This window comes from Paenibacillus sp. A3M_27_13 (assembly GCF_024213315.1).
GTDB classification, from domain to species: Bacteria; Bacillota; Bacilli; order Paenibacillales; family Paenibacillaceae; genus Paenibacillus; species Paenibacillus polymyxa_B.
On sequence record NZ_JANAVE010000014.1, the window covers coordinates 1 to 22,260 of the forward strand.

Sequence of the window (22,260 nt, forward strand, 5' to 3'; positions counted from 1 at the left end):
AGATAAAAATATCTCTTGTTTGATTTTGCGAACAAAATCGTTTTACTCACTCGTTGTTCAGTTTTCAAAGATCAAACCTGCATTATGTCTTACTTTGTTTCACCACCGCATCTCAGCGGCGACTTGATTAATATAACACACATTCAGGATTTAAGTCAACACTTTTTTTAAAATTATTTTTTAATTTCATTCAAATGTTGTTCTCACAAAAAATTCCCGGGCTTTAAGGGCCGAGAATTAATGTATCACATTTTTGAATTCGCCGTCAACTATATTTTAAAAATAGAAACAATAACATTTAAGTTTTCATATGGCCTGTCCGAATAATACTATTTTCAATCCCAGTAAAAGGACAATCCCAGGCAAACCTAATATCGTTACCGCCCCCATTGTCACTGGATTGATCGGGATGTACACCTGCGTAATCCACCCTGAATAATTGATAACATACAATGCGATGGCCGCCAGGCCCATATGCGCCCCGAATACTACAAGCCAGCCGATACCCAAACGTTTTTTTAAGATTAGAAATAGTAGCATCCCGACACAGGCAATCAGAACAAGCCAGACCGCCCCTTTCATTCAGCTCTCCGCTTGTGAACACGATCCGTATCATTGGCATACCCAGGTTCATCTGCAGGCAGATGGAAACGATGCAGGCCTTGCTGTTTCGCGCTTTTTAAATGTATCTGATATTTACGTTCTGCAGCTTCTAGAACAAATATAGCGTAGTCGATCTCATCTTTACCCGTAGCTTCATGAAATAAACGATGCGCTCTTAGCCATTCCGCATGCGAAGCCCGAATCTGGGCAAACAACTCCTGCCGATACTCCGCTTCTGATTTGCCATTCTCCTGACGACGGAAATTTTGTTTCATCCGTTCCCACATCCGTTCATCCTCCTCACAAGCTGAATTATGTGCACAGTCTGCAAGACTACCTTATTCATACTTATTGAACTAAGGACAAACTTAGAACCAGGAACGATCTATACTGCCATCTATCACGGCAAATAAAAAAGGAGCCGTAGCGGCTCCCCCAAGTAAGTCAAGAATGCCCAAAGGACATTTCAGACTCCCTATTTATAACGTATAAATACACCTATTAATTGAGCTCTCTACGGCCTTCCAACGCTTTGGACAGGGTAACCTCGTCGGCATACTCCAAATCTCCACCCACTGGCAATCCATGAGCAATACGAGTAACCTTGATTTCAAAAGGACGCACTAGCCGAGAAATGTACATGGCCGTGGCCTCTCCTTCAATGTTCGGGTTCGTAGCTAAAATCAGCTCCTTGACGCGTTCATCACTGAGTCTGTTCAGCAATTCCTTGAGTTTGATATCCTCAGGACCAATTCCCTCCATAGGAGATATCGCCCCATGAAGCACATGGTAAAAACCATTAAACTCTTTGGTACGCTCCATAGCCACCAAATCCTTGGAATCCTGAACAACACAAATGACGGAGGTATCCCTCGTCTTATCCTGACAGATCCGACAAGGATCTGTGTCCGTAATGTTGCCGCAGACTGAACAGAAGTGAAGATTGCGTTTTACATTGACCAGCGCTTTGGCAAAGTCAATCACATCATCTTCCTTCATTTTCAGTACGTGAAAAGCCAACCGGGCAGCCGTCTTCGGCCCTACTCCCGGCAGGCGCGTAAAAGCATCAATTAGCTTTGCAATCGGCTCCGGATAATACAATAGCGTGTTTCTCCTTTATGCAGCAGACTAGAACAAGCCCGGAATTTTCATGCCGCCTGTAAATTTACCCATATCATCATTAGCCAGTTCATCTGCTTTGGACAAAGCATCATTGACAGCAGTCAGCACAAGATCTTGCAGCATTTCTACATCATCAGGATCTACAGCTTCCGGTTTGATCGTGATGGACAACACTTTTTTATGTCCATTTACCTCCACCGTCACAACACCGCCGCCAGAAGTTCCTTCGATTACTTTTCCGCCAAGCTCCTCTTGGGCTTTCAGCATTTGTTCCTGCATTTTTTTCACTTGCTTCATCATTTGGTTCATATTGTTCATTTCAATCATCTCCTTTAATGAAGTATACATCTAGAAACTTGATTCAATCTTTAATGACTACTAGGTCTTCCCCGAAAAGTTGAATAGCTTCATCAATCCAGGGCTCCTTGGACTTTCCCGGCGCATCATGCTCCGGCTCCAGTTGCAATTCTTCGGCAGGCTGGTCGGAAACTCCTTCAATCGCAGCATTCCAATCCTTTTGCATCATCGTTACTAAACGATAAGGATGACCCAACTGCTCATGCAATACCTTCTCGATGACCTGCTTATTGGCAGGCTTTTCGGTAGTTTCACGATGAATATTGTTCTTAAATGCAACCAGCACACTGTCCTCTAACACAGAAACTGGCTCACCATCCATAAACCAAGCATGAACCGTAACTTTTGCCTCTTTTACCCCTTGCAAAATCTGGCTCCACTTACGTCCTGCTGCTGCGAATGCTTCGCTCGACTTCTCAGCGATATAGCGATCCAACTGAGAAGGAAGCTTGGCTGGCGCTGAAATCCGCGGAGCAGGGGCACGCCCCCCGGAAGCCTGACGACCACCCGACGATGCTTCCTGTCCCGCTCCAGCGCCCAATCCACCTTGCAGCACGCGCTCCAGTTTCTTTTCCAGCTCAGCAAGCTGACGCTTCAACATTACCACATCTTCCTGATCAGCTGCTGCGCCAGAGCGTTGTGCGGTCGGCTGAGCAACAGTTCCTGCTTCCCCCGGAATACTGCACAGCTTCAATAGAGCTACCTCAAACAAGGTTTGTGGCTGTACGGCATATTTCATCTCGCTCTGATAACGATTAAGGGTGTCAATCATCGCAAAGAGTTGCTCCTTGGTAAAAGCATCTGCCACTTCCTTAAATCGCTCTGGATCCAGCACTCGCTCCGTCATTTTGGTCGCCTGAGGCACCATCTTGATCATTAGCAGATCTCGGAAATAGTACAGAAGATTCTCCATGCACTTATCCGCACTTTTACCTTCCTGCATAAAGTTCTCGATCATTTGGAGCACCGTGCCCACATCTTCTTTCAGCAATGCCAAGGCAAGCTTACCGAATTGCTCGGACGCAATACCTCCCGTCATATCCAGCACCTGCTGATAAGTAACCCGACCATCTGTAAACGAGGATATCTGATCTAAAACGCTAACCGCATCTCGCATCCCACCATCTGAAAGACGCGCAATGTACTGCAGTGCATCCGAATCAGCCTGTATGTTCTCCTGTTGACATATCAGGTCAAGCCGCTCTGTCTGTTCTTCCAGCGATACCCGCCGGAAGTCAAACCGCTGGCAACGTGAAATAATTGTTGCCGGAATCCGATGTGGTTCAGTCGTAGCCAATATGAACATCACGTGTGGCGGCGGCTCTTCCAGCGTCTTGAGCAGCGCATTGAACGCTTCCGTCGTCAGCATGTGCACTTCATCAATGATATAAACCTTGTGCCGCACTTCTGTGGGCGCATATTTGACTTTATCGCGCAAATCACGAATCTCTTCAACGCCCCGGTTGGAGGCTGCATCAATCTCCTGTACATCCATGACCGCTCCGGCCGTGATCCGTTTACAGGCTTCGCATTCGTTGCAAGGTTCCGGCGCAGGTCCATGCTCACAGTTGATTGCCTTGGCCAAAATTTTGGCCGCACTCGTCTTACCTGTTCCTCGTGGACCGCTGAACAGGTAGGCATGGGACGTGCGATTTTCGCGGATGGCATTCTGCAATGTCTGGATAATATGCTGTTGTCCTACCATGTCCTTGAAAGCCTGCGGCCGCCAAGCACGGTACAACGCTATATGTTCCAATGCGCGTTACCCTCTTTCCCATTCACTTTCATGACCATTCATGGTCACTTCATTATACTATACTCCCGTCCGAATCTAAACCAGACACCTTCCAATTTATAAAACACAAAAAAACATCTTCGCAATGATTGCCAAGATGTTCTAATTACCAATATATACCGTGCACCTGTTATTGATCGTTGTGATCCGAGCGGCAATCCTGAACAACAACTCGGGCTAGGCAACCCTCCGGCACAAGAGTGGACCTGCTTATGGCTGCTTCCTTCCGGACCTGACCAGGTTCACAAGTACTCATTGCGGAGGACCCAGCCGTCAACATTGTGCGCAGGGACCAGCCTCACATCAACAACACCTCTAACAGGAATTCAACCTCGCTATAGCGGATTGCGAGTTACAGGGCACCGCTACCTCCCCATCTAGCACGGTGAAAATAAGTATATCTTAAGGCCGCATAAAAAGCAAATACACATTATTACAAAAAGAGCCCTCTGCAGTTGCAGAAGGCTCTAATAACTTTATAACCTGCGGTAATCCATTAGATACCGTATTTCTTTTTGAAACGATCCACGCGTCCACCAGCATCAATAAATTTCTGCTTGCCTGTGAAGAATGGGTGGCAGGCGGAGCAAATCTCCACACGCAGAGATCCTTTCACAGAACCAGTTTCAAACGAATTTCCGCAAGCACAAGTGACATTAGTTACGTTAAAATTTGGTTGAATAGCTTGTTGCATTGAACTTTCACCTCTTTCCGCCCTGAACGTCCTATCAGTCCAGAGTTGTATGAACACATGTTCACATTATAGCACTTGAATATGAGCGTTTCAACAACTCTTTTCTGCATTCAAAGATGGCATAAAATAGGTGTGTTTCAAGTTACATCGACCATTTTAGGCCTTGGCAAATTTGGGACGTGCCAGCCCTTGTGGCGGTACATGAGTGTAAGAACCGATGACTACATCAGGCAGCTCCTCACGATAAATCTCAAGCATTTGCTTCATACCAAGAATCTCACCTTGAGCAGGTGGAATCAACTCCAGATAGCTTTCAGGATCGATATTCAAGTTACGCATTTGAATCAGCTTGAGCTTAGTACGTTTGGCAAATTCAATCATTGCCTCAATTTCTTCCTCTCGGTCAGTTACACCCGGAAAAATCAAATAGTTAATCGACGTATATACTCCCTGCTCAGAAGCATAACGAAGTGATTTTTCCACATTAGCCAACGTGTAGCCGCGCGGCTTGTAATACGCATTGTAGTGATCGTCCAGTGCACTAATGGTACTGACGCGCATCAGATCAAGACCCGCATCCACGATTCCCCGGATATGATCGTTCAATCCCGCATTCGTATTAATATTGATGTATCCCATATCGGTAATGGAACGCACCTCTTTGATCGAATCAATAATCAGTTTGGCTTGTGTGGAAGGCTCACCTTCGCAACCTTGGCCAAAACTGATGATGGACTCCGGTGTCTTCAAATGTTCCAGCATAACTTCTACAATTTCTTCGACGCGAGGACGGAAGTTCATTCTTGTCTGCGGAGATACGAAACCACTGTCATCCGGCTGTTCAGATATACACCCAAAGCAACCCGCATTACAAGAATAAGATACCGGAACTCCTCCTTCCCAGCGATTCAGGAATGTGTTCGAGGAAGTAAGACATTCGTAGCCCAGCGCACAGTTAGACAAATGTTGGTACAGCCGATTTTCGGGATATTGCTCCGTCATCCGCTGCACACCCAATTTAACTTGATGACGGTCACAGTTTTCCGGATTCCACTTGGATGGACTGTCACTCTGCTCTGCCGTTACATAAAATGCCCCGTCTTTCCAGACTACGGCCGAATAACCGAACAAGGGAAGTTTGTACTCCTTATCGGTCTTCACATATCCCGGCAGGCACAAGCGTGTAAAACCTTGCGGCAATAAAGCCCCTACTGCTTGCATATCTCCGGGAAGAGAAACCATTTCCCCTGTTTCAGGGTTCATACCGACCGGGCGAGTGCTGGGTAGGCTTACCAATGTAGCTCCTTCCGGTAACGGAATAAGCTCATCCTCCATGATTTCAACAATCATGTCTGCACTACGGGCAAGCCCATACAAAGAAGCATGATCATATACATTGCCTTTTTCGTCGGCATACACCAAATACATTATGGAGCTCCTTTCGCTCCGTTAAGCCTACGCCATTAACAAAATGAATGGTAACGACTGTGTGCTTACGGAACAGATAAAATACATGAAGGGTTTTAGTTGGTTGTGGCCGGGACTGACGCTGTGGTAGAACGCGCCGTTCTCCGTTGTTGCCCACCAGAACTGCTTTGCGAGCCACTGGAAGAAGGTGCCGTCAAATCAAACGAAGCCAAAAACTCAGCATTAGTTTTGCTATTACGCAGCTTTTTGAGGAAGCCTTCCACAAATTCATGGCTTTCCGTCATATTTTTACGAATGGCCCAGATGGTATCCAATTCTTCCTTATTCAACAACACTTCCTCACGGCGTGTGCCGGAACGACGAATATCAATCGCAGGAAAGATACGACGTTCTGCCAGCTTGCGGTCCAAATGCAGCTCCATGTTGCCTGTACCTTTAAACTCCTCATAGATGATATCGTCCATGCGTGATCCTGTGTCAATCAGCGCTGTAGCAAGAATCGTCAAGCTACCGCCTTCCTCCACATTCCGAGCCGCACCAAAAAAGCGCTTTGGACGGTGAAATGCCGCCGGATCAATACCCCCGCTCAAAGTACGACCAGAAGGAGGGATAACGAGATTGTACGCACGAGCCAAACGTGTGATGCTATCCAGCAGGATGACAACATCCTTTTTATGTTCTACGAGACGCAGTGCACGCTCCAACACGAGTTCTGCCACTTTGATGTGATTTTCAGGAAGTTCGTCAAATGTAGAGGCCACAACTTCACCTTTAACAGAACGCTGCATGTCGGTCACTTCTTCGGGGCGTTCATCAATCAACAAGACAAAAAGCTCGATCTCGGGATTGTTGGTAGAAATGCTATTGGCAATTTCTTTGAGGAGAAGCGTCTTCCCAGCTTTGGGAGGTGCTACAATGAGTCCGCGCTGTCCAAGTCCGACAGGGGCCAGTACATCCATAATTCTCGTAGACAAATGGTTGGGGGAAGTTTCAAGGACTAATTTGGTTTGCGGATACAGTGGAGTCAGTGCAGGAAAATGTAGCCGCTCAGCAGCTTGCTCAGGACTTCTTCCATTGACGGCGTTAACTTGAAGCAATCCAAAATATCGTTCATTCTCTTTTGGCGTTCGGCATTTACCGGAAACAAGATCGCCTGTCCTCAAGTCAAACTTGCGGATTTGTGAAGCAGAGATGTAAATATCTTCGGTACTCGGGAGATAATTGATCGGCCTCAGAAAGCCGTAACCTTCGGGAAGGATTTCCAGAACCCCCTGCATAAACATCAATCCGCTCTTCTCAGCTTGTGCGCGCAGGATGGCGAAAATTAATTCTTTCTTTTTGAGCGTTCCGTAGTACGGGATCTGGTATTGCTTGGCCAGCTTGTACAGGTCGGTCAGCTTCATTTCTTCCAGATCGGAAATTTGCAGATCCATATAATAACCACCTATTCAATTATTAAGTCCATTCATACATCTAAATGATAGACAATGATATCATAAACACCATTAACATAATTTTAACCAAAACAAATAAAGTTATGCAGCCACCTGCTTGGATTATACCGAATTATTCCGGTTTTCCGATAAAAGATTGTTAGGTATGAACCACAATCTTTTATCAAGCAGCGGCTGCATAGGTGTTGCCCGTTCTATTGCTTTCGTCCGGGAGTTCGAAAAAATTGCATGGTTTAATTATTCAGTTTGCCGCCATACATCCGCGCCCAAAAGACGCAGGTTGGAGACAAGGTGATCATAACCACGGTCAATGTACTCGACACCCGTCACCTCGGTTACGCCTTCGCTTACTGTAAGTCCAGCAATGACAAGGGCCGCTCCGGCGCGCAGATCTGCTGCTTTTACTTTAGCTGCATTCAGTTGACCACCCTCTATAATGGCGGACCGACCCTCTACGCGAATTTTAGCCCCCATTCGCACCAGCTCAGGAACGTGCTTAAAACGATTGCTGTACACAAAATCGCTCAATACACTGACACCCTGTGCTTGGGTAAGCAAGCTGGTCATGGGAGATTGTAAATCTGTGGCGAATCCGGGGTATATCAAGGCTTTAACGTCGACATGTTCATAGGAAGGTGCACCCAGTACGCGAATACTTTCATCATATTCCTCGATGCCGATGCCCATTTCCTGCATTTTTGCAGTGAGAGCCTCCATATGTTTGGGAATTACGTTGTCAATCAATACATTTCCACGGGTTGCCGCAGCGGCAATCATATATGTGCCAGCTTGTATACGGTCAGGTATGATGGAATGACGGCAGCCATGCAGCTCCGACACACCTTCAATTCGAATCGTTTCCGTACCGGCGCCTTTAATAATGGCCCCCATGGAGTTTAAAAGGGTTGCTACATCTATAATCTCAGGCTCTTTAGCCGCATTTTCAATAATTGTGGCGCCTTTGGCACGTGCTGCCGCCAGCATAATATTAATGGTAGCGCCTACGCTGCTAACATCCAAATAAATTTTGGTTCCGCGCAGTTCTTTGGCGTGCAAATGAATAGCACCGTGCTCGTTCGTAACCGTGGCACCCAACGCTTCAAAACCTTTGATATGCTGATCAATGGGCCGGGGTTCGAAATTGCACCCTCCTGGCAAACCGATGATCGCTTCCTTGAATCTGCCCAGCATGGCTCCCATCATATAATAAGAGGCTCGTAATTTCTTAACAGGCCCATTCGGCATAGGAATGGATTTAATAGAGGAAGGATCTATTTTCATCTGGCTACCTTCCCAGGTAACCGTTGCACCAAGTTCCTCTAGTATTTCGGAATACACCGCCACATCACTCAACAGTGGCAAATTGTCCAAAATGACTTCCGACTCTGCCAGAATGGCTGCGGGAATCAAGGCGATGGCACTGTTTTTGGCACCGCTGATGGAAACTGTACCTTGAAGCGGCCGTCCACCGGTGATCATCAATTTTTCCATAAGCTTGAGGGTCCCCCTACGTGTTTTGCAGTCGGTCAAACAATAATCTCAAATCATAAACTTTTAACTTTTTTTAGTGGTGAAAATGGAAAGACACCGGCTAAGCGGTGTGCTTTCCATACCAAACTATTCAACTGTACAGATTTAAATATTTTGTGCAGTAGAACTACAGTTACAACTAAAAAATTCATCTAGCCTGTGCAGACGCACGACCAGTTGATTCATTATTACGCTTTGTTGTTGGAACCGAACTCACGAATTTTACCGATAACGGTTTGTTTAATCGCTTCACGACCTGGAGCGATGAATGTACGTGGGTCATAAGCATCCGGTTTCTCAGCAAGCACTTCACGAACCACTTTCGCAAATACGATTTGGTTCTCAGTGTTTACATTGATTTTGGAAGTTCCCAGGGAGATTGCTTTTTTAATGTCATGTGTTGGGATACCAGTACCACCGTGCAGAACGAGTGGAAGTTTGATTGCATTGCAGATCTCTTCCATTTCTTTGAATCCGAGGTTTGGCTCGCCTTTGTAAGGTCCGTGTACGGAACCCAGTGCGGGTGCCAGTGTATCGATACCTGTTTCGTTAACGATACGCAGACAGTCGTCCAACTTAGCGTACATTACGTCGCCGACAACATCATCCTCTTGACCGCCAACCATTCCAACTTCAGCTTCAACAGAAACGCCTTTGGAATGAGCATATTCTACCACTTTTTTCGTTGTAGCAATGTTTGTGTCGATCGGGCTGTGGGAATCGTCAATCATAACGGATGTGAAACCAGCGTCGATAGCTTCTTTACATTTTTCAAAGCTGGAACCGTGGTCCAAATGGATCGCAACTGGAACGGTGATTTTCATGTCATGAATAAGACCTTCTACCATTTTAACAACAGTGTAGAATCCGCCCATGTGACGTGCTGCGCCTTCAGAAACACCCAAGATTACTGGGGATTTTTCTTCTTCAGCAGCGCCCAAAATAGCTTGAGTCCACTCCAGGTTATTAATGTTGTATTGACCTACTGCATATTTTCCTTCGAGTGCTTTGTTCAACATGTCTTTCATAGATACCAATGGCATGGTTACAGTCCTCCTAAAGGTGTTTGGGTTTGTCTATATTTTAGCCGACATCACATACGGGCTTATTATACCACAACCCATGTTAAATACTAAACAAGCTTTTGCATATCAACACATACAAAAATCACGCCCAGGACGCCGTTTTTCCATAGAATTGTATAAGGAGAGGATTTACTTTCAGTATTTCCCATAATCACAAACAAAAAACCCTGTTGTGTTAACAGAGTTCTCAACCATAGTGACTCACCTAATCACCTCTGAGTTGTTTGTTCACAGCGATCCGCATTTCGTCAATATCAAAGGGCTTGGTAAAATGCATTAGCGCACCTAGCTCCGTCGCCTCTTTAATCATGTCCAGTTCTCCATATGCTGTCATCATAATAACCTTGATATCAGGATTCATGGTTTTTAGATGCTTCAGAATTTCGAGTCCGTCCATACCTGGAATTTTCATATCGAGCAGAACCAGATCAGGTGGTTCCTTCTCAACAATTTCAAGTGCAATTTTTCCGTTCGCCGCCTGAAAGGTCTCATAACCCTCACTTCCGAACACTTCCATCAATAAAATCCGTATTCCATTCTGGTCATCGACGATTAATACTTTCTTCTTTTCCAATGTTTTAACCTCCTAAGATCTTAAAACGAGGATCATGCAGCTATTGCCATAACAGCGTCCGATGACGTACAATATCCGTCCCATACTTAAAACTATATTCGCTCCTGCAAAAAGAAAATCCTGCTCTTATACATAATTGTGGAATATTCTTTCATAATCAGGAAGCATGGGATAAAAAAAGACCTCCCTGAGGAGGTCTTACAAGCCCAAACATTAACCTTGAAGCTGCAATGCTGCCTTTACAAATTCACGGAACAAAGGCTGCGGACGATTCGGACGGGAAGTAAATTCTGGGTGGAACTGTACCGCCAGGAACCACGGATGCTCAGGGAGCTCCACAATTTCCACCAAGCGTCCATCCGGTGAAGTACCGGAAATACGAAGACCTGCTTTTTCAATAACTTCACGATATTCGTTATTGAATTCGTACCGATGACGGTGTCTTTCGTACACCAGCTCGTCGTTGTAACAAGCCGAAGCCAAGGAACCTTCCGCCAGTTTGCATGGATACAAGCCAAGACGCATCGTACCGCCCAAATCTTCGATGTCTTTTTGGTCAGGAAGCAAGTCAATGACAGGATAATCCGTAGCCGGGTTAATTTCCGAACTGTTGGCTCCTTCGAGACCAGCCAGGGAACGGGCAACCTCAATGACAGATACCTGCATACCCAGACAAATGCCGAAGAACGGAATTTTTTGCTCCCGTGCATAACGAATGGTACTGATTTTGCCTTCAATTCCGCGATCGCCGAAGCCACCCGGTACGAGAATGCCGCCAATGCCGCCCAGCATGTCAGCTACGTTCTCGTCCGTCACTTCTTCAGCGTTCACCCAACGGATTTTTACGTCTGCATTCGCATCAAATCCAGCGTGGGAAAGTGATTCAACCACACTTAAATACGCATCATGTAATGCAACATATTTACCAACAATAGCAATCTCAACCGTTTTATCCAGCTTGCTGATTCGATCAACTAACCCTTCCCATTCGGTCATATCTGGTGCAGGTGTTGTCAGCTTGAGGTGGTTAACTACGATTTCATCCAAGCCTTCTTCACGCAGGTTCAACGGAACCTCGTAGAGGGTTGATGCATCGCGGCATTCTACCACTGCATTCGCATCAATATCGCAGAATAATGCAATTTTTGCCTTCATATCGGAGGACAGTTCATGCTCTGTACGGCAAACAATGACATTCGGTTGGATGCCGATGCTGCGCAATTCTTTTACACTGTGCTGAGTTGGTTTGGTTTTAACCTCACCAGCAGCTTTAATATAAGGAATGAGCGTTACGTGAATGTACATTACATTCTCGCGCCCAACTTCGCTTTTGAGCTGACGAATAGCTTCCAAAAATGGCAAGCTTTCAATATCGCCCACAGTACCGCCGATTTCTGTAATAATTACGTCCGAACCTGCTTCACGGCCTGCACGGTACACGCGCTCCTTGATTTCGTTCGTAATATGAGGGATAACCTGCACCGTACCGCCCAAATATTCTCCGCGACGTTCTTTGCTGATTACGCTGGAATATACCTTGCCTGTTGTGACATTGCTGTTCTTGGACAGATTAATATCAATAAAGCGCTCATAGTGTCCCAAGTCAAGGTCCGTTTCCGCACCATCATCCGTTACAAACACTTCACCGTGCTGGTAAGGACTCATCGTACCCGGATCGACATTCAGGTAAGGATCAAATTTTTGAATCGTTACCTTCAGTCCCCTGTTCTTCAAAAGCCTCCCCAGTGAAGCTGCCGTAATCCCTTTGCCCAAGGAAGACACAACCCCGCCTGTCACAAAAATATACTTTGTCACTGTTCAAAACCCTCCTAGATAAGATGCAAAATTCAGGCGACATTATGATGTTATCGTAACCCGTTTGCACGGATTATCATCCATGAAGAAGGCAGCGGAATCATTTTCCATGTCCGCCGCCCTTAGCCCTCTTTCATGAGTGAAAACACCCCTATAAAAAACAAAAAAGCACTCCCGTAGTACGGGGCACTTTTATACAAAAAGCAAACATATAAGTGAATCAATCATAAGCCCAAGCAATAGTTTACCCCGTGTCCAATCCGCTGTCAAGGAAGTTATCTGTGTTAATTTGTCCATTGAACCAGATTGGAGAGAATCCACCTGAAAGCTTTAAATCAGAAGAGGTTTTCAAGAAAACGGTCATGAAAAAGGGGAGAACGCATCTCCCCTTACAGCCTGTTTCCTAACGAAGCGAATCGTCGTCTTCCGTCGACTCATCGTCATTTTCATCTTCTGAATCTTCCTCATCACTGAGGTCTTCATCGTCTATAACCACGTCTTCATCACTATCATCATCATCTTCTTCTCCGTCGAACAGCTCATCTTCGCCATCCTCGTCTTCGCTATCTGCATCGAAGTCGTCATCAGAGTTGTATGTTTCTTCTTCCTCATGATAGTCATCTTCATCGTCATCGTCTTCGTCGTTAATAATGCGAGGACGCTTGGCGCCTGTCAGGGCATCTTCGGATTTATCTACCGGATACCAACGTTTCAAGCCCCACAGATTCGTACCGACACAGGCAAAACGCCCGTCAATGTTGATTTCAGTATATAGCTGAGCAATAACGTCATTAATTTCTTCGTCGGAAAAGCCACGCAATTTGGCGACTTCCTTCATCAGGTCACGGTAATAATACGGAGTATTGGCTGCTTTCAATACCATAAATGCCAAGTCCACCATTGGAGTCTCGTGGACTTTCTCCGGGTCAATCTTCAAGTTGAGTGGGGTACTCACCTAGGGACACTTCCTCTCACACGTAATTCACAAGAACATGTTTCAGAGCATACACGATACATGCAATACTAACATATCCATTATCAAAACTAAGTAAAACCTATTTGGAAGCAAATTGCAAGTTAAAGATGGGTATCGTCATAATTTCCAGTAATATCCCTCTAAACAAGACGGCACACATAAAAAGACGGGGTCCCCCCCGTCTTCGACTGTACCCGCTCCGGGAGAACCCCCCAAAGTTGTTGCACAAGAGCTTATGCCCTCCATGTATCGTATGTGTCCACAGCCACTTTGACACGACAAGCAGGCCTATTTCCATAAAAAAGGGGCAGGTTTCCCATGCCGCAGCTGACGCTTGCTCATACAATACCTCAGCATGGCTCATCGGAGGGGGACCGTCTCAAATGGACTATCCGGATTTTTTGCAGCGTTTGCATGAGGGTATTTCGGAGCCGTCCGGCAGTGGACGGAACAAACAGATCATCACGTTCGATAAGCCTCACCAATACCGGGAATGCCTGTCCTATCTCAGGAAGCTGAAACCCGAGCTTGCGGGATTACGGCAAGTACAACCGGCCCGACTAATCCGCGCTTTAATCGCTCCGCTTTCAGGGGGAGACAGGCTAGGCAAATATCACAACGGTGTTACCGTTGAAGAAGATACCCGCATGAAGGTCCACGCTGAAACTGCTCATATACCAAAAGCAGAAAAGAACCTTTCCATGCCATGGGGAGTCAAACAGGTACGTGCATACAAGGCTTGGCCTTCCTCGACAGGGAATCGGGTCAGAATCGGTGTGATTGACACAGGAGCGGATTTTCAACATCCTGATCTTCGTCATTCTCTCGCCAGAGGTATTAATTTGCTTAACCGAACCATGCTACCCTATGACGATAACGGCCATGGTACTCATATTGCTGGAACTATCGCGGCGTCCAACTATGACGAAGGTATGGTCGGCGTAGCACCACGGGCTTTAATTCATCCCGTAAAAGCATTTGATCATAATGGAGCTGCCTACGTCTCCGATATCATTCTTGGTATCGACTGGTGTGTATTAAATCGTGTCGATATCATCAATATGAGCTTTGGTATGAAGTCGCGCAGCAAGGCACTACTTGATATGGTGAATAAAGCATATCATAACGGCATCGTGATTGTAGCGTCCTCGGGAAATGAGGGCAAGCGCCGAAGTATTGACTATCCAGCCCGCTATTCCCAGACGATTTCAGTGGGGGCTACTGACAAATACAGACGCATCGCACCTTTCAGCAACCGAGGGCAATTTGTAGATGTGTACGCACCGGGCGAAAAGATCACCTCCTCCTGGATCCATGGCAAGCATCACGAAATGAGCGGTACCTCTATGGCTACTTCCCATGTGACCGGAAGCATCGCACTTCTCCTTTCACTGAGACCGGAACTGGAGCCTGGAGAAATCAAAGCGCTGCTTAAGCGTACCGCCACACCGCTACGCCTGCGTAAAAGCGCTGGACGCAGCTCTATCTCCACCAAACTTGGCGAAGTCGATGCCTTCCGATTGATGCAGGAGGGCACGAAGTAAATGATGATGTGATGCTAAACCTCTAGTGTAGCGCCCGGCTCCAAAGAATGAACTTTTCTGGCAGGACTTTCACACCCACGATTTCCTGCTCTTATCAACTCATCTCGTACCAGGTCAGTCTGCAGCTTTGGCGCATGAACGAGTACAACCTGTTTGCTAGGCAGCTCCTTCAGCATTTGCCGCACATCTGATAATCCCTGATGCACCTTGTAAATCAAATGCCGAGCTACACAGCTGTCATTTTGATCTGCACGTTCCAACAGATGTTTGCCAAAAGAACCATGTGGAGCATGCCCGGTCAATATAACACTGTTGCTAATGCTTTCTCCGCTATCTTCACCCTCCCCCATGTTGCGGTTATCCGATAGAAACTGATAGTACCAGCGCGCCTGTGGGGAATCCATCATGCCGTCTCTTGTTATGATAATAGCCGTTGGGTTCTGTTCCAGCAGACTCACTCGTTCAGCAGCATCACGAGGCACGAAGACCCTGTCACTGTTTAGCACATGTTTTATTCGCGCTGGAGCTTCTGGACGCAGCCATTCTTTCCAGCGGTTTAACTGTTTCAATCCCTGCCATATATCGTGCTCTACAATCATTGCCTGTGTAGGGAATTGCTCGCTAGCCCATACGATCAAGTCCTGTCCTCTGCCAAAGACAGGCACCGGCAACAACACATGACCACCAGACAATAATATCCGCTCCATCTCGACCCTCAGCCGCTCCAGCTTAACAGGCTGCGGGTCTATATCCATGCCATAGGCATTGTCCATAATGGATATGTCCGCTAGATTGGGCTCTGACTTCCATTCAGGCAGGTCATGCAACCCCTCCCCAACACCCAAGTCTGGCGCATCGGCAGCAAGAAGCTCAGATTCGCGGCTGTAATCTCCAGAAAAAAACAACCGCTTCCCTTCCATTTCTACCGCATACCACACTGCACCAGCCAAATGTCCACTGCGTCCCCACATGATTCTCACACCCGGACAAGCCTCAAGCCATTCTCCTGCTGGCGCTTCATCTTCTAGATAGCGATAAGCAATGGATTGGATATCCTGTACGTCGTATGGCAATTCGGCTCCTCTCGATTCAACATAAGTATGCCAGGAGCGAAAATAGGAGCCTAACTGCTCAGCGGTAGCCTTGGTCGTCCAGACCTCCCCCTGGTATCCATACTTGTACAGTAAGGGAAGCGCCATGGAATGATCCTCATGTGCATGAGACAGCAATACAGTGGTCAGTCCCTCCGCCTTTTGCGGCGGAAAAACCGGATATTGTCCAGTTCCTTCCTTTTTCACGCCACAATCCAGCATGACGCGATGCTGCGTTCCTTCAAAAACATAGCAGGAGCGGCCATGTTCGCCCGCTCCTCCCCAAATCCTAAGCTTGGTCATGATCATTTCCACTTTCTTTGCGAGTTTAAGCTTTCCATTAAGATTAGCAGCAGTGTGGTCATTCCGACCGATATGACGGCCATCGCCATCCCAAGTGACACCTGTCCCTGCTCAAATTGTGCAAATATGTAGGTTGCAGACGTCTGAACGGATGGCGGCAAAATCAGCAACGATCCTACCAGCTCGCGTGAAGCAATGGTAAATGTCATCATCCAACCAGCGAGCATTCCCGGTACAATCAGCGGCAGCACAATCCGGCGGAATATGTAAGACGGTCGCCCGCCAAATACCTGTCCCGCCTGAAAAAGACCAGTGTCCACCTGCGTAAAGGCGCTTTTGACATACTGCACCGTATAAGGAACAAACAAGATAACATACGTCAGAATGACCATGCCGTATGTGTTATACAAAGGGATCGGCATCCATGGTGAGTTCCACCACAAAATCAGGCCGACCACCATAACAATTCCCGGCACCGTATTCGGAAGCAAGCTAAATGCATCAACCGTCCGTTGGATTCTTGTGCGTGAGCCGCCAATGACAAGCGCAAACCAAGTGCCCAGCACCACAGCAAGCGTCGAAGCACCCAAAGAGAGAAATACACTGTTCAGGAGCGCCTCCATGCTCTCTGATCCCCAAGACAGCAGTTCCTTGTAAGAGTCGAGCGTCAAATTATCCCAGGCGAGCCCAATTCCCCTCAGCTTCATCGTCGAGGCTGAAAGAATTGAAAAATAAGGAATGCCAATGGACGCAATGAGCAACAATAGAATGTATGCAACACTCAGCCCCGTAGTCCAGCCGGATATACGAAGACGGGACGGACGCGAACCTTTACCACCTACCAGCCTGTACGTAAACTTTCGGTTGATCACCGATTGCGCATACCACATGAGCAGGCAGGCGGTTAACAGCACCGAGGCCATTGACGTCGCTTTGCCAAAATCTATGGGCCAGCTGGAAATATATTTGTGAATTTCCGAAGTCATGACCTCATACCCGATACGTCGCCCAAAGGTAGCAGGGGTGCCAAACTCGGCAATCGTTTTAACGAAAATGAGCAACGCGCCCATTCCGTAAGCTGAAAGCAGCAGCGGTAAAATGATTCGACGGAATCTGTACAGAAAGCCGCCGCCCATTACGGCACCCGCCTCTTCCAGGCTCCCGCCAATCCTCACCAGCGCCCCGCGCAGCAGCAGGTACAGGAATGGAAACAGATGCAGGCTCATGATCATCACCATGCCACCAAGGCTGAAGAAGGACGGCGTTAAGAAATGCAGGTCCGGGAACAACTGCTCCAGATATCCGTTTTTTTGCATGAACAGAATCCAGCCCATGGAACCGATATAGGGCGGGGTCATAAACGGAATCAGCAACACGACATCCAACCAGCGCCAGTGTGCAAGACGAGTGTTGGACATGATCCATGCTAGCGGAAGCGCAAGTACCGTCGTTCCTGCAATCACACAGATGCCTAGCCAAATCGAGCTGAATAGCACTCCTGCAAATGGTGAAGCAGCTAACGTTCGAAAAGGCGCATCCCATTGAAATTTTTCATCAACATACACACTTTGGATAAAGATTTGCAGCAACGGCAACACAATCAGGAAAAGAAGCGCGATCAGAGCCAGCGTCAGACACCACGCTCTGATGTGTTTAACGGATAAGCCTCCCATCGGCTTACTTGAACATTTGCGTGAACTTCTCCGTCACGTCTGATCCGTGCTCACCCATCCACTCCCAATTGGTTTTCAACAATGGAATCTCGTCCAGGTTGGCACGCTTGTCGGCTTTGACATCCGTGCGGCCCGGGAGTAAGGAGGCATCTGCTACTAGTTTCTGTGCCTCGTCCGACAACAGATAGTCAATGAATGCCTTCGCATTCTGCTCATGCTGCGTTGACTTGAGAATTGCGGCAGGACGTGGGCTGATGACCGTCCCCTCTGTCGGATAGACGATGTCAATCGGCTCGCCTTTGGCTTTTGCCTTGTAGGTCATGTAATCGACCGCAGCGACGACTATACCTTTAGCTCCGGTAATCACGGGGTCCAGCGCTTCCTGATTGGCACCAGCCATAGCAACACCGTTAGCCTTGTACTGCTCGAACAACGTCCAGCCTCCATCGCCCTTGGCGCTCAGATAGCCTGTCATAAAATCCAACGCTGAGCCGGACAGGGATGGATCGGGAATATTAACCTGATCCTTGTACTCAGGCTTCGCCAAATCAGCCCATGAAGTTGGTGGTGTTTTCACCAGCTTCGTGTTATACGCAATGCCCAGAGCAGAAGCACTGGTACTGAAGTAGTTGCCCTCCTTATCGGACCAGTCTGGATTTAGCTTGTCTGCTTTCTTGGCATCCGGGTAAGGCAGCGTAAGTCCTTCCTTTTTCAAGCCTTGTACAGACGGAAGCGATGCCAGCACAACCACGTCCGCTACCGGATTCGTCTTCTCGGCTTCCATGCGGGCTAAAATTTTTCCTGTCGTTCCCTGGAACAACTCTACCTTAACTCCGCTCTGCGCCTCATACCCTGCTACCAGCTTTTTCGCCAGTCCATCCGGGCCTGCGCTGTAGACCACCAGCTTCTGATCGGTGGATGCTGCCTCCGCTTGTCCTGCTGATCCATTAGCTGGCGCCCCATCCTTGGATGGCGTTGCTGTTCCGCAACCCGCCACAGCGAGTCCAAAAGTCAATGTTAATGCGAGCATCTTCCCTTTTTTCCATCCTGTACGAAAAACATGCCTATTCATCATCTTATATTTACCCCTTTTCCCTATGCTTCAAGTTGGTGGATGTGTTGCGGTGATACCCAAATGTGCATTTGTTGACCTATGGGCAAGCGGATGGAGTGATATGCAGTCCATTGCTCGCCGTTCTCGGCTAGTATACGAATTTCATAACGATCGCCGACATAGCTGACATGCAGGATCTTTACTGTAAAAGCGTGCTGATCCGCTTGCTCCTGTTCCCAACGGACATGTTCAGGACGAAATAGTGTTCGTTCCGACTCCAACCAGTTGGATTTGCCAATAAACCTCGCTACCTCTGGATGAGCTGGGCAACCGTAGATCACCTCTGGTGTTCCGGTCTGCAAAATATGTCCACTTTTCATAACAACTACTTCATCAGACATTGACATAGCCTCGATCTGATCATGGGTGACATATAGGGCGGTCAGCCCCAGATCGCGCACAAGCGATAGCATCTCAATGCGCATCTCCTCCCGTAGCACCGCATCCAGCGCACTGAGCGGCTCGTCGAACAAAACAAGTCGAGGCCGGATAGCAACCGCTCTTGCAAAGGCAACCCGCTGCTGCTGACCACCAGACAGCTGATGAGGATACCGATCCTCCATCCCTGACAATCTGACCATGTCGAGCGCCTCCAGCACCACTGTCCGCAGTTCCTTGTCTCGTACGCTGGCGAAGCCTTTCCCCCGCTTGCCCGCACGCAGGCCGAAGGCCACATTTTCAAACACCGTCATATGCGGCCACAACGCGAAATCCTGAAAGACCATGCCAAAGTGGCGGAGATGGGCGGGAATATCCTTTTTGCGTTCTGCCGAAAAAAGAATTTCCTCTCCCATCATGATTGTGCCGGTATCCGGTATCTCCAGACCAGCAATCAAGCGCAAGAGCGTTGTTTTCCCACAGCCGGACGGTCCGAGCAGTGTTGTGAATTTGCCCCGTCGTACTACCAGATTCGTCTCATGCAGCGCTGTTATTTGGCTGAAGGTTTTACTTAATCCGTGAATATATAGATCCTGATTCATCGCATTACCTGCCTGTTCTTCTGACTGACCCCAGTGTAAAACTTGAATTCGCAACCTGTGTTATTGGAAAGTTAAAACAAAATTAATTATTTCAATGAATTGTGTTAACACTCATAGATTTAATCTATATAGAGGGGATTGATGCTGCTCCCCAAAGAAGTAGGCATGATTGTTCGATTAACCTGAAAGCGAGGCATTCTAAGTGAACTTAAGTCTTCTAAAGTTACATATTGTAGAGCTGCTGAATAAGCACCATAAAATTACCACGGTCGCCGAGCTTCTTGGCCTAAAGCAACCAACCGTTACTTTTCATATGAAAAATCTGGAGCGTGAATTCGGAGTAAAGCTGTTTGACACACGTATGGGCAAAATCATCCTGACGGATGCTGGAAATGCGCTGCTGCACTATGCCACTAAAATTAATGCACTGGCTGCTGAAGCTGAGCGAGTCGTCCGCGAATTCGATACGCTCCAGCGGGGAAGTATACGTATTGGCGCAAGCTATGTACCCGCTACCTACCTGCTTCCTGCTGTGCTGCACCGCTTTGCCCGTGAGCATCCGGGCATTCACATCGCCTTGTCCGTGAAAACAGCGCCCGTGATCAAGGACATGCTCGCTCGCCACGAAATTGACCTTGGCATCATTTCGGCAGAGCCGTTTCAATCCCCAACGCTACTCTCCGAATCCTTGGGCGAAGATGAATTGATGCTCATCTGCTCACCCACTCATCCGCTCGCCAACGAAACCGATTTGACACCCGAGCTTATCGCTTCTTCCTCCTTCGTATTACATGGCAAGGAATCCAGCACACGCCACGTGACCGACAAATGGCTGGAGCGTGGGAGTCGGCGACTTCCTTCCTATCTGGAGCTGGATTCACTGGAAGCCATCAAACAGGCGGTTATGCTGGGAGAACACATCTCCTTTGTCTCTCGCATTGCCGTTCAGTCAGAGGTTGAGCGGGGCTTACTGGTTGTAAGACCTATTCCGGGACAGTCTGTTGAGCGGTACATCTATATGGTCAGCAACAAAGACCGCCATCGCTCGGCGCTCATTCACAGATTCACCGAATATTTATCATGGAACCAAGATTAAATCTTACCTGTCATATAGAAATTATGTAATTTTTTAACCGGAGTACCCTCTTGCTTTGACATACGACTGACAATACACCCGTAAAGTGTAGCGTGTAACCTATTCGGACGAACAGGAGAGGATGAAATGAAAACAGGCCTTCGTATCACCAAATTGATGTCGGTAGTAACTCTAAGTGCAGTGCTGCTCGTAACAGGATGGAAAGGAGCAGAGCCGGTACAAGCTGCCGCCAATGCCACACCAAGCTATGAGGTGAAGCTGCTACTGGATACGGCTCAGGTCCTCAATGCGGATGGCTCATTAAAAAGTGGCATCGTGAACGAGTTTCAAATTAGCGAAGATGCACAACGATTGAGCGTCGAGTATTTTGATACAAATTCATTGCAATTGAATGACGAGGGCTGGAACGTGAGATTTCGCAAAAAAGAGGACAAAAAGAATTATGAATTAACCTACAAAAAGCGCTATACGGTCACAAACGAAAATATCGACGCGGCGCTCACCCAAGCGAATAAAGAAGGGTTCAGCGCATCTGATGATAATTATGAGGCTGAGGTGGATTGGGGATACAGCAAGCAAACACTAAGCTTTTCCAATGATAAGAAAACAAACGCCTCCAAAGGATTGGCTCTGCCTTCCCCAGATCAAGCATTAAAGCAATTGCAGGATAATCTTCCGGGCAAGCTGCAAAACTGGAAAAACAGCAATTGGGGTAAACAAACCTTGGCAAACTCCAGAGTACGCGGTCCTGTACAGGTCAGTAAATACGAGGGTAGCTTTCAGGGATTGGATGCCGACGTTGAAGTATGGCCTATTCGCAGCGCAAACGGATCAGGTATAGAAAATATTATCGAAATCTCCTTCAAAACCTCGGATTACAGTGTTGCCGCCAGCAACCGCACCAAGCTGATGAACCTGCTGCAATCCAAAGGATGGCTGGTTCCCGCGGATTCCCTGAAAACGAATTTGGTACTGGAACGCTACTAAGCTAATCCAACATAAAAAAGGAACCGAGGCGCCACCCTG

General features: G+C 47.5%; 20 protein-coding genes and 1 other RNA gene. 3 read left to right on the forward strand and 18 right to left on the reverse strand.

The genetic code is table 11. The features are described 5' to 3' along the window. Positions 1–306: 306 nt before the first annotated feature. From NLX82_RS26445 to rpoE, 14 genes are all read right to left on the reverse strand, one after another. On the reverse strand, positions 307–582 hold the full coding sequence (locus tag NLX82_RS26445) for a pro-sigmaK processing inhibitor BofA family protein (protein WP_025719099.1): 276 nt from the start codon (positions 580–582) through the stop codon (positions 307–309). After that, positions 579–890, reverse strand: coding sequence for a DUF2508 family protein (locus NLX82_RS26450; RefSeq protein ID WP_025676300.1), 312 nt, complete (start codon positions 888–890; stop codon positions 579–581). The genes NLX82_RS26445 and NLX82_RS26450 overlap by 4 nt, the downstream gene beginning before the upstream one ends. Before the next feature lie 214 nt (positions 891–1,104). Then, on the reverse strand, positions 1,105–1,704 hold the full coding sequence (gene recR, locus NLX82_RS26455) for a recombination mediator RecR (protein ID WP_013308227.1): 600 nt from the start codon (positions 1,702–1,704) through the stop codon (positions 1,105–1,107). 27 nt (positions 1,705–1,731) lie between these two features. Beyond that, complete coding sequence (locus NLX82_RS26460) at positions 1,732–2,043, reverse strand: YbaB/EbfC family nucleoid-associated protein (protein WP_013308226.1); 312 nt, start codon at positions 2,041–2,043, stop codon at positions 1,732–1,734. A 43-nt stretch (positions 2,044–2,086) separates the two neighbouring features. Further along, positions 2,087–3,838 carry a DNA polymerase III subunit gamma/tau gene (gene dnaX / locus NLX82_RS26465; protein ID WP_254349272.1) on the reverse strand — a complete coding sequence of 584 codons (1,752 nt, stop codon included), beginning with the start codon at positions 3,836–3,838 and terminating at the stop codon, positions 2,087–2,089. Between the two features lie 158 nt (positions 3,839–3,996). Then, an RNA gene (ffs, locus tag NLX82_RS26470) (signal recognition particle sRNA large type) lies at positions 3,997–4,263 on the reverse strand. Positions 4,264–4,373: 110 nt separating this feature from the next. Continuing rightward, the gene (gene rpmE / locus NLX82_RS26475) at positions 4,374–4,571 is read right to left on the reverse strand and encodes a 50S ribosomal protein L31 (protein WP_025719104.1); all 198 of its coding nucleotides are present in this window, start codon (positions 4,569–4,571) and stop codon (positions 4,374–4,376) included. 156 nt (positions 4,572–4,727) lie between these two features. Continuing rightward, positions 4,728–5,999, reverse strand: a complete 1,272-nt coding sequence (locus NLX82_RS26480) for a radical SAM family protein (protein ID WP_053324367.1) — start codon at positions 5,997–5,999, stop codon at positions 4,728–4,730. A 95-nt stretch (positions 6,000–6,094) separates the two neighbouring features. Further along, the gene (rho, locus tag NLX82_RS26485; protein ID WP_028542569.1) at positions 6,095–7,432 is read right to left on the reverse strand and encodes a transcription termination factor Rho; all 1,338 of its coding nucleotides are present in this window, start codon (positions 7,430–7,432) and stop codon (positions 6,095–6,097) included. Between the two features lie 258 nt (positions 7,433–7,690). After that, a complete protein-coding gene (locus NLX82_RS26490; RefSeq protein ID WP_013308220.1) occupies positions 7,691–8,944 on the reverse strand; it encodes a UDP-N-acetylglucosamine 1-carboxyvinyltransferase in 1,254 nt (417 codons plus the stop codon). 227 nt (positions 8,945–9,171) lie between these two features. After that, positions 9,172–10,026 (reverse strand): class II fructose-1,6-bisphosphate aldolase, encoded by an 855-nt coding sequence (gene fba / locus NLX82_RS26495; protein WP_013308219.1) that lies wholly within the window; start codon positions 10,024–10,026, stop codon positions 9,172–9,174. A gap of 247 nt (positions 10,027–10,273) precedes the next feature. Next, entirely contained in the window at positions 10,274–10,642 is a 369-nt protein-coding gene (locus tag NLX82_RS26500) for a response regulator (protein WP_013308218.1), read from the reverse strand. Positions 10,643–10,855: 213 nt separating this feature from the next. Then, a complete protein-coding gene (locus NLX82_RS26505; protein ID WP_028542570.1) occupies positions 10,856–12,457 on the reverse strand; it encodes a CTP synthase in 1,602 nt (533 codons plus the stop codon). Positions 12,458–12,860: 403 nt separating this feature from the next. Next, the gene (gene rpoE, locus NLX82_RS26510) at positions 12,861–13,412 is read right to left on the reverse strand and encodes a DNA-directed RNA polymerase subunit delta (protein WP_013308216.1); all 552 of its coding nucleotides are present in this window, start codon (positions 13,410–13,412) and stop codon (positions 12,861–12,863) included. A 404-nt stretch (positions 13,413–13,816) separates the two neighbouring features. On the opposite strand from rpoE, the gene NLX82_RS26515 reads away from it, so the two are divergent. Beyond that, positions 13,817–14,977 carry a S8 family peptidase gene (locus tag NLX82_RS26515; RefSeq protein WP_053324366.1) on the forward strand — a complete coding sequence of 387 codons (1,161 nt, stop codon included), beginning with the start codon at positions 13,817–13,819 and terminating at the stop codon, positions 14,975–14,977. Positions 14,978–14,991: 14 nt separating this feature from the next. Here NLX82_RS26515 and NLX82_RS26520 read toward each other — a convergent pair whose 3' ends face one another. Genes NLX82_RS26520 through NLX82_RS26535 form a run of 4 tightly spaced genes read right to left on the reverse strand, consistent with a single transcriptional unit; the run spans position 14,992 to position 20,138 of the window. After that, on the reverse strand, positions 14,992–16,377 hold the full coding sequence (locus NLX82_RS26520) for an MBL fold metallo-hydrolase (RefSeq protein WP_254349273.1): 1,386 nt from the start codon (positions 16,375–16,377) through the stop codon (positions 14,992–14,994). Then, the gene (locus NLX82_RS26525) at positions 16,374–18,044 is read right to left on the reverse strand and encodes an ABC transporter permease (protein WP_254349274.1); all 1,671 of its coding nucleotides are present in this window, start codon (positions 18,042–18,044) and stop codon (positions 16,374–16,376) included. The genes NLX82_RS26520 and NLX82_RS26525 overlap by 4 nt, the downstream gene beginning before the upstream one ends. Before the next feature lie 4 nt (positions 18,045–18,048). Beyond that, complete coding sequence (locus NLX82_RS26530; RefSeq protein ID WP_254349275.1) at positions 18,049–19,119, reverse strand: ABC transporter substrate-binding protein; 1,071 nt, start codon at positions 19,117–19,119, stop codon at positions 18,049–18,051. 20 nt (positions 19,120–19,139) lie between these two features. Next, positions 19,140–20,138, reverse strand: a complete 999-nt coding sequence (locus NLX82_RS26535; RefSeq protein WP_071559508.1) for an ABC transporter ATP-binding protein — start codon at positions 20,136–20,138, stop codon at positions 19,140–19,142. A gap of 202 nt (positions 20,139–20,340) precedes the next feature. On the opposite strand from NLX82_RS26535, the gene NLX82_RS26540 reads away from it, so the two are divergent. Beyond that, entirely contained in the window at positions 20,341–21,234 is an 894-nt protein-coding gene (locus NLX82_RS26540; protein ID WP_076295928.1) for a LysR family transcriptional regulator, read from the forward strand. A gap of 126 nt (positions 21,235–21,360) precedes the next feature. After that, positions 21,361–22,221 carry a hypothetical protein gene (locus tag NLX82_RS26545; protein ID WP_071559510.1) on the forward strand — a complete coding sequence of 287 codons (861 nt, stop codon included), beginning with the start codon at positions 21,361–21,363 and terminating at the stop codon, positions 22,219–22,221. The last annotated feature ends 39 nt before the right edge of the window (positions 22,222–22,260 follow it).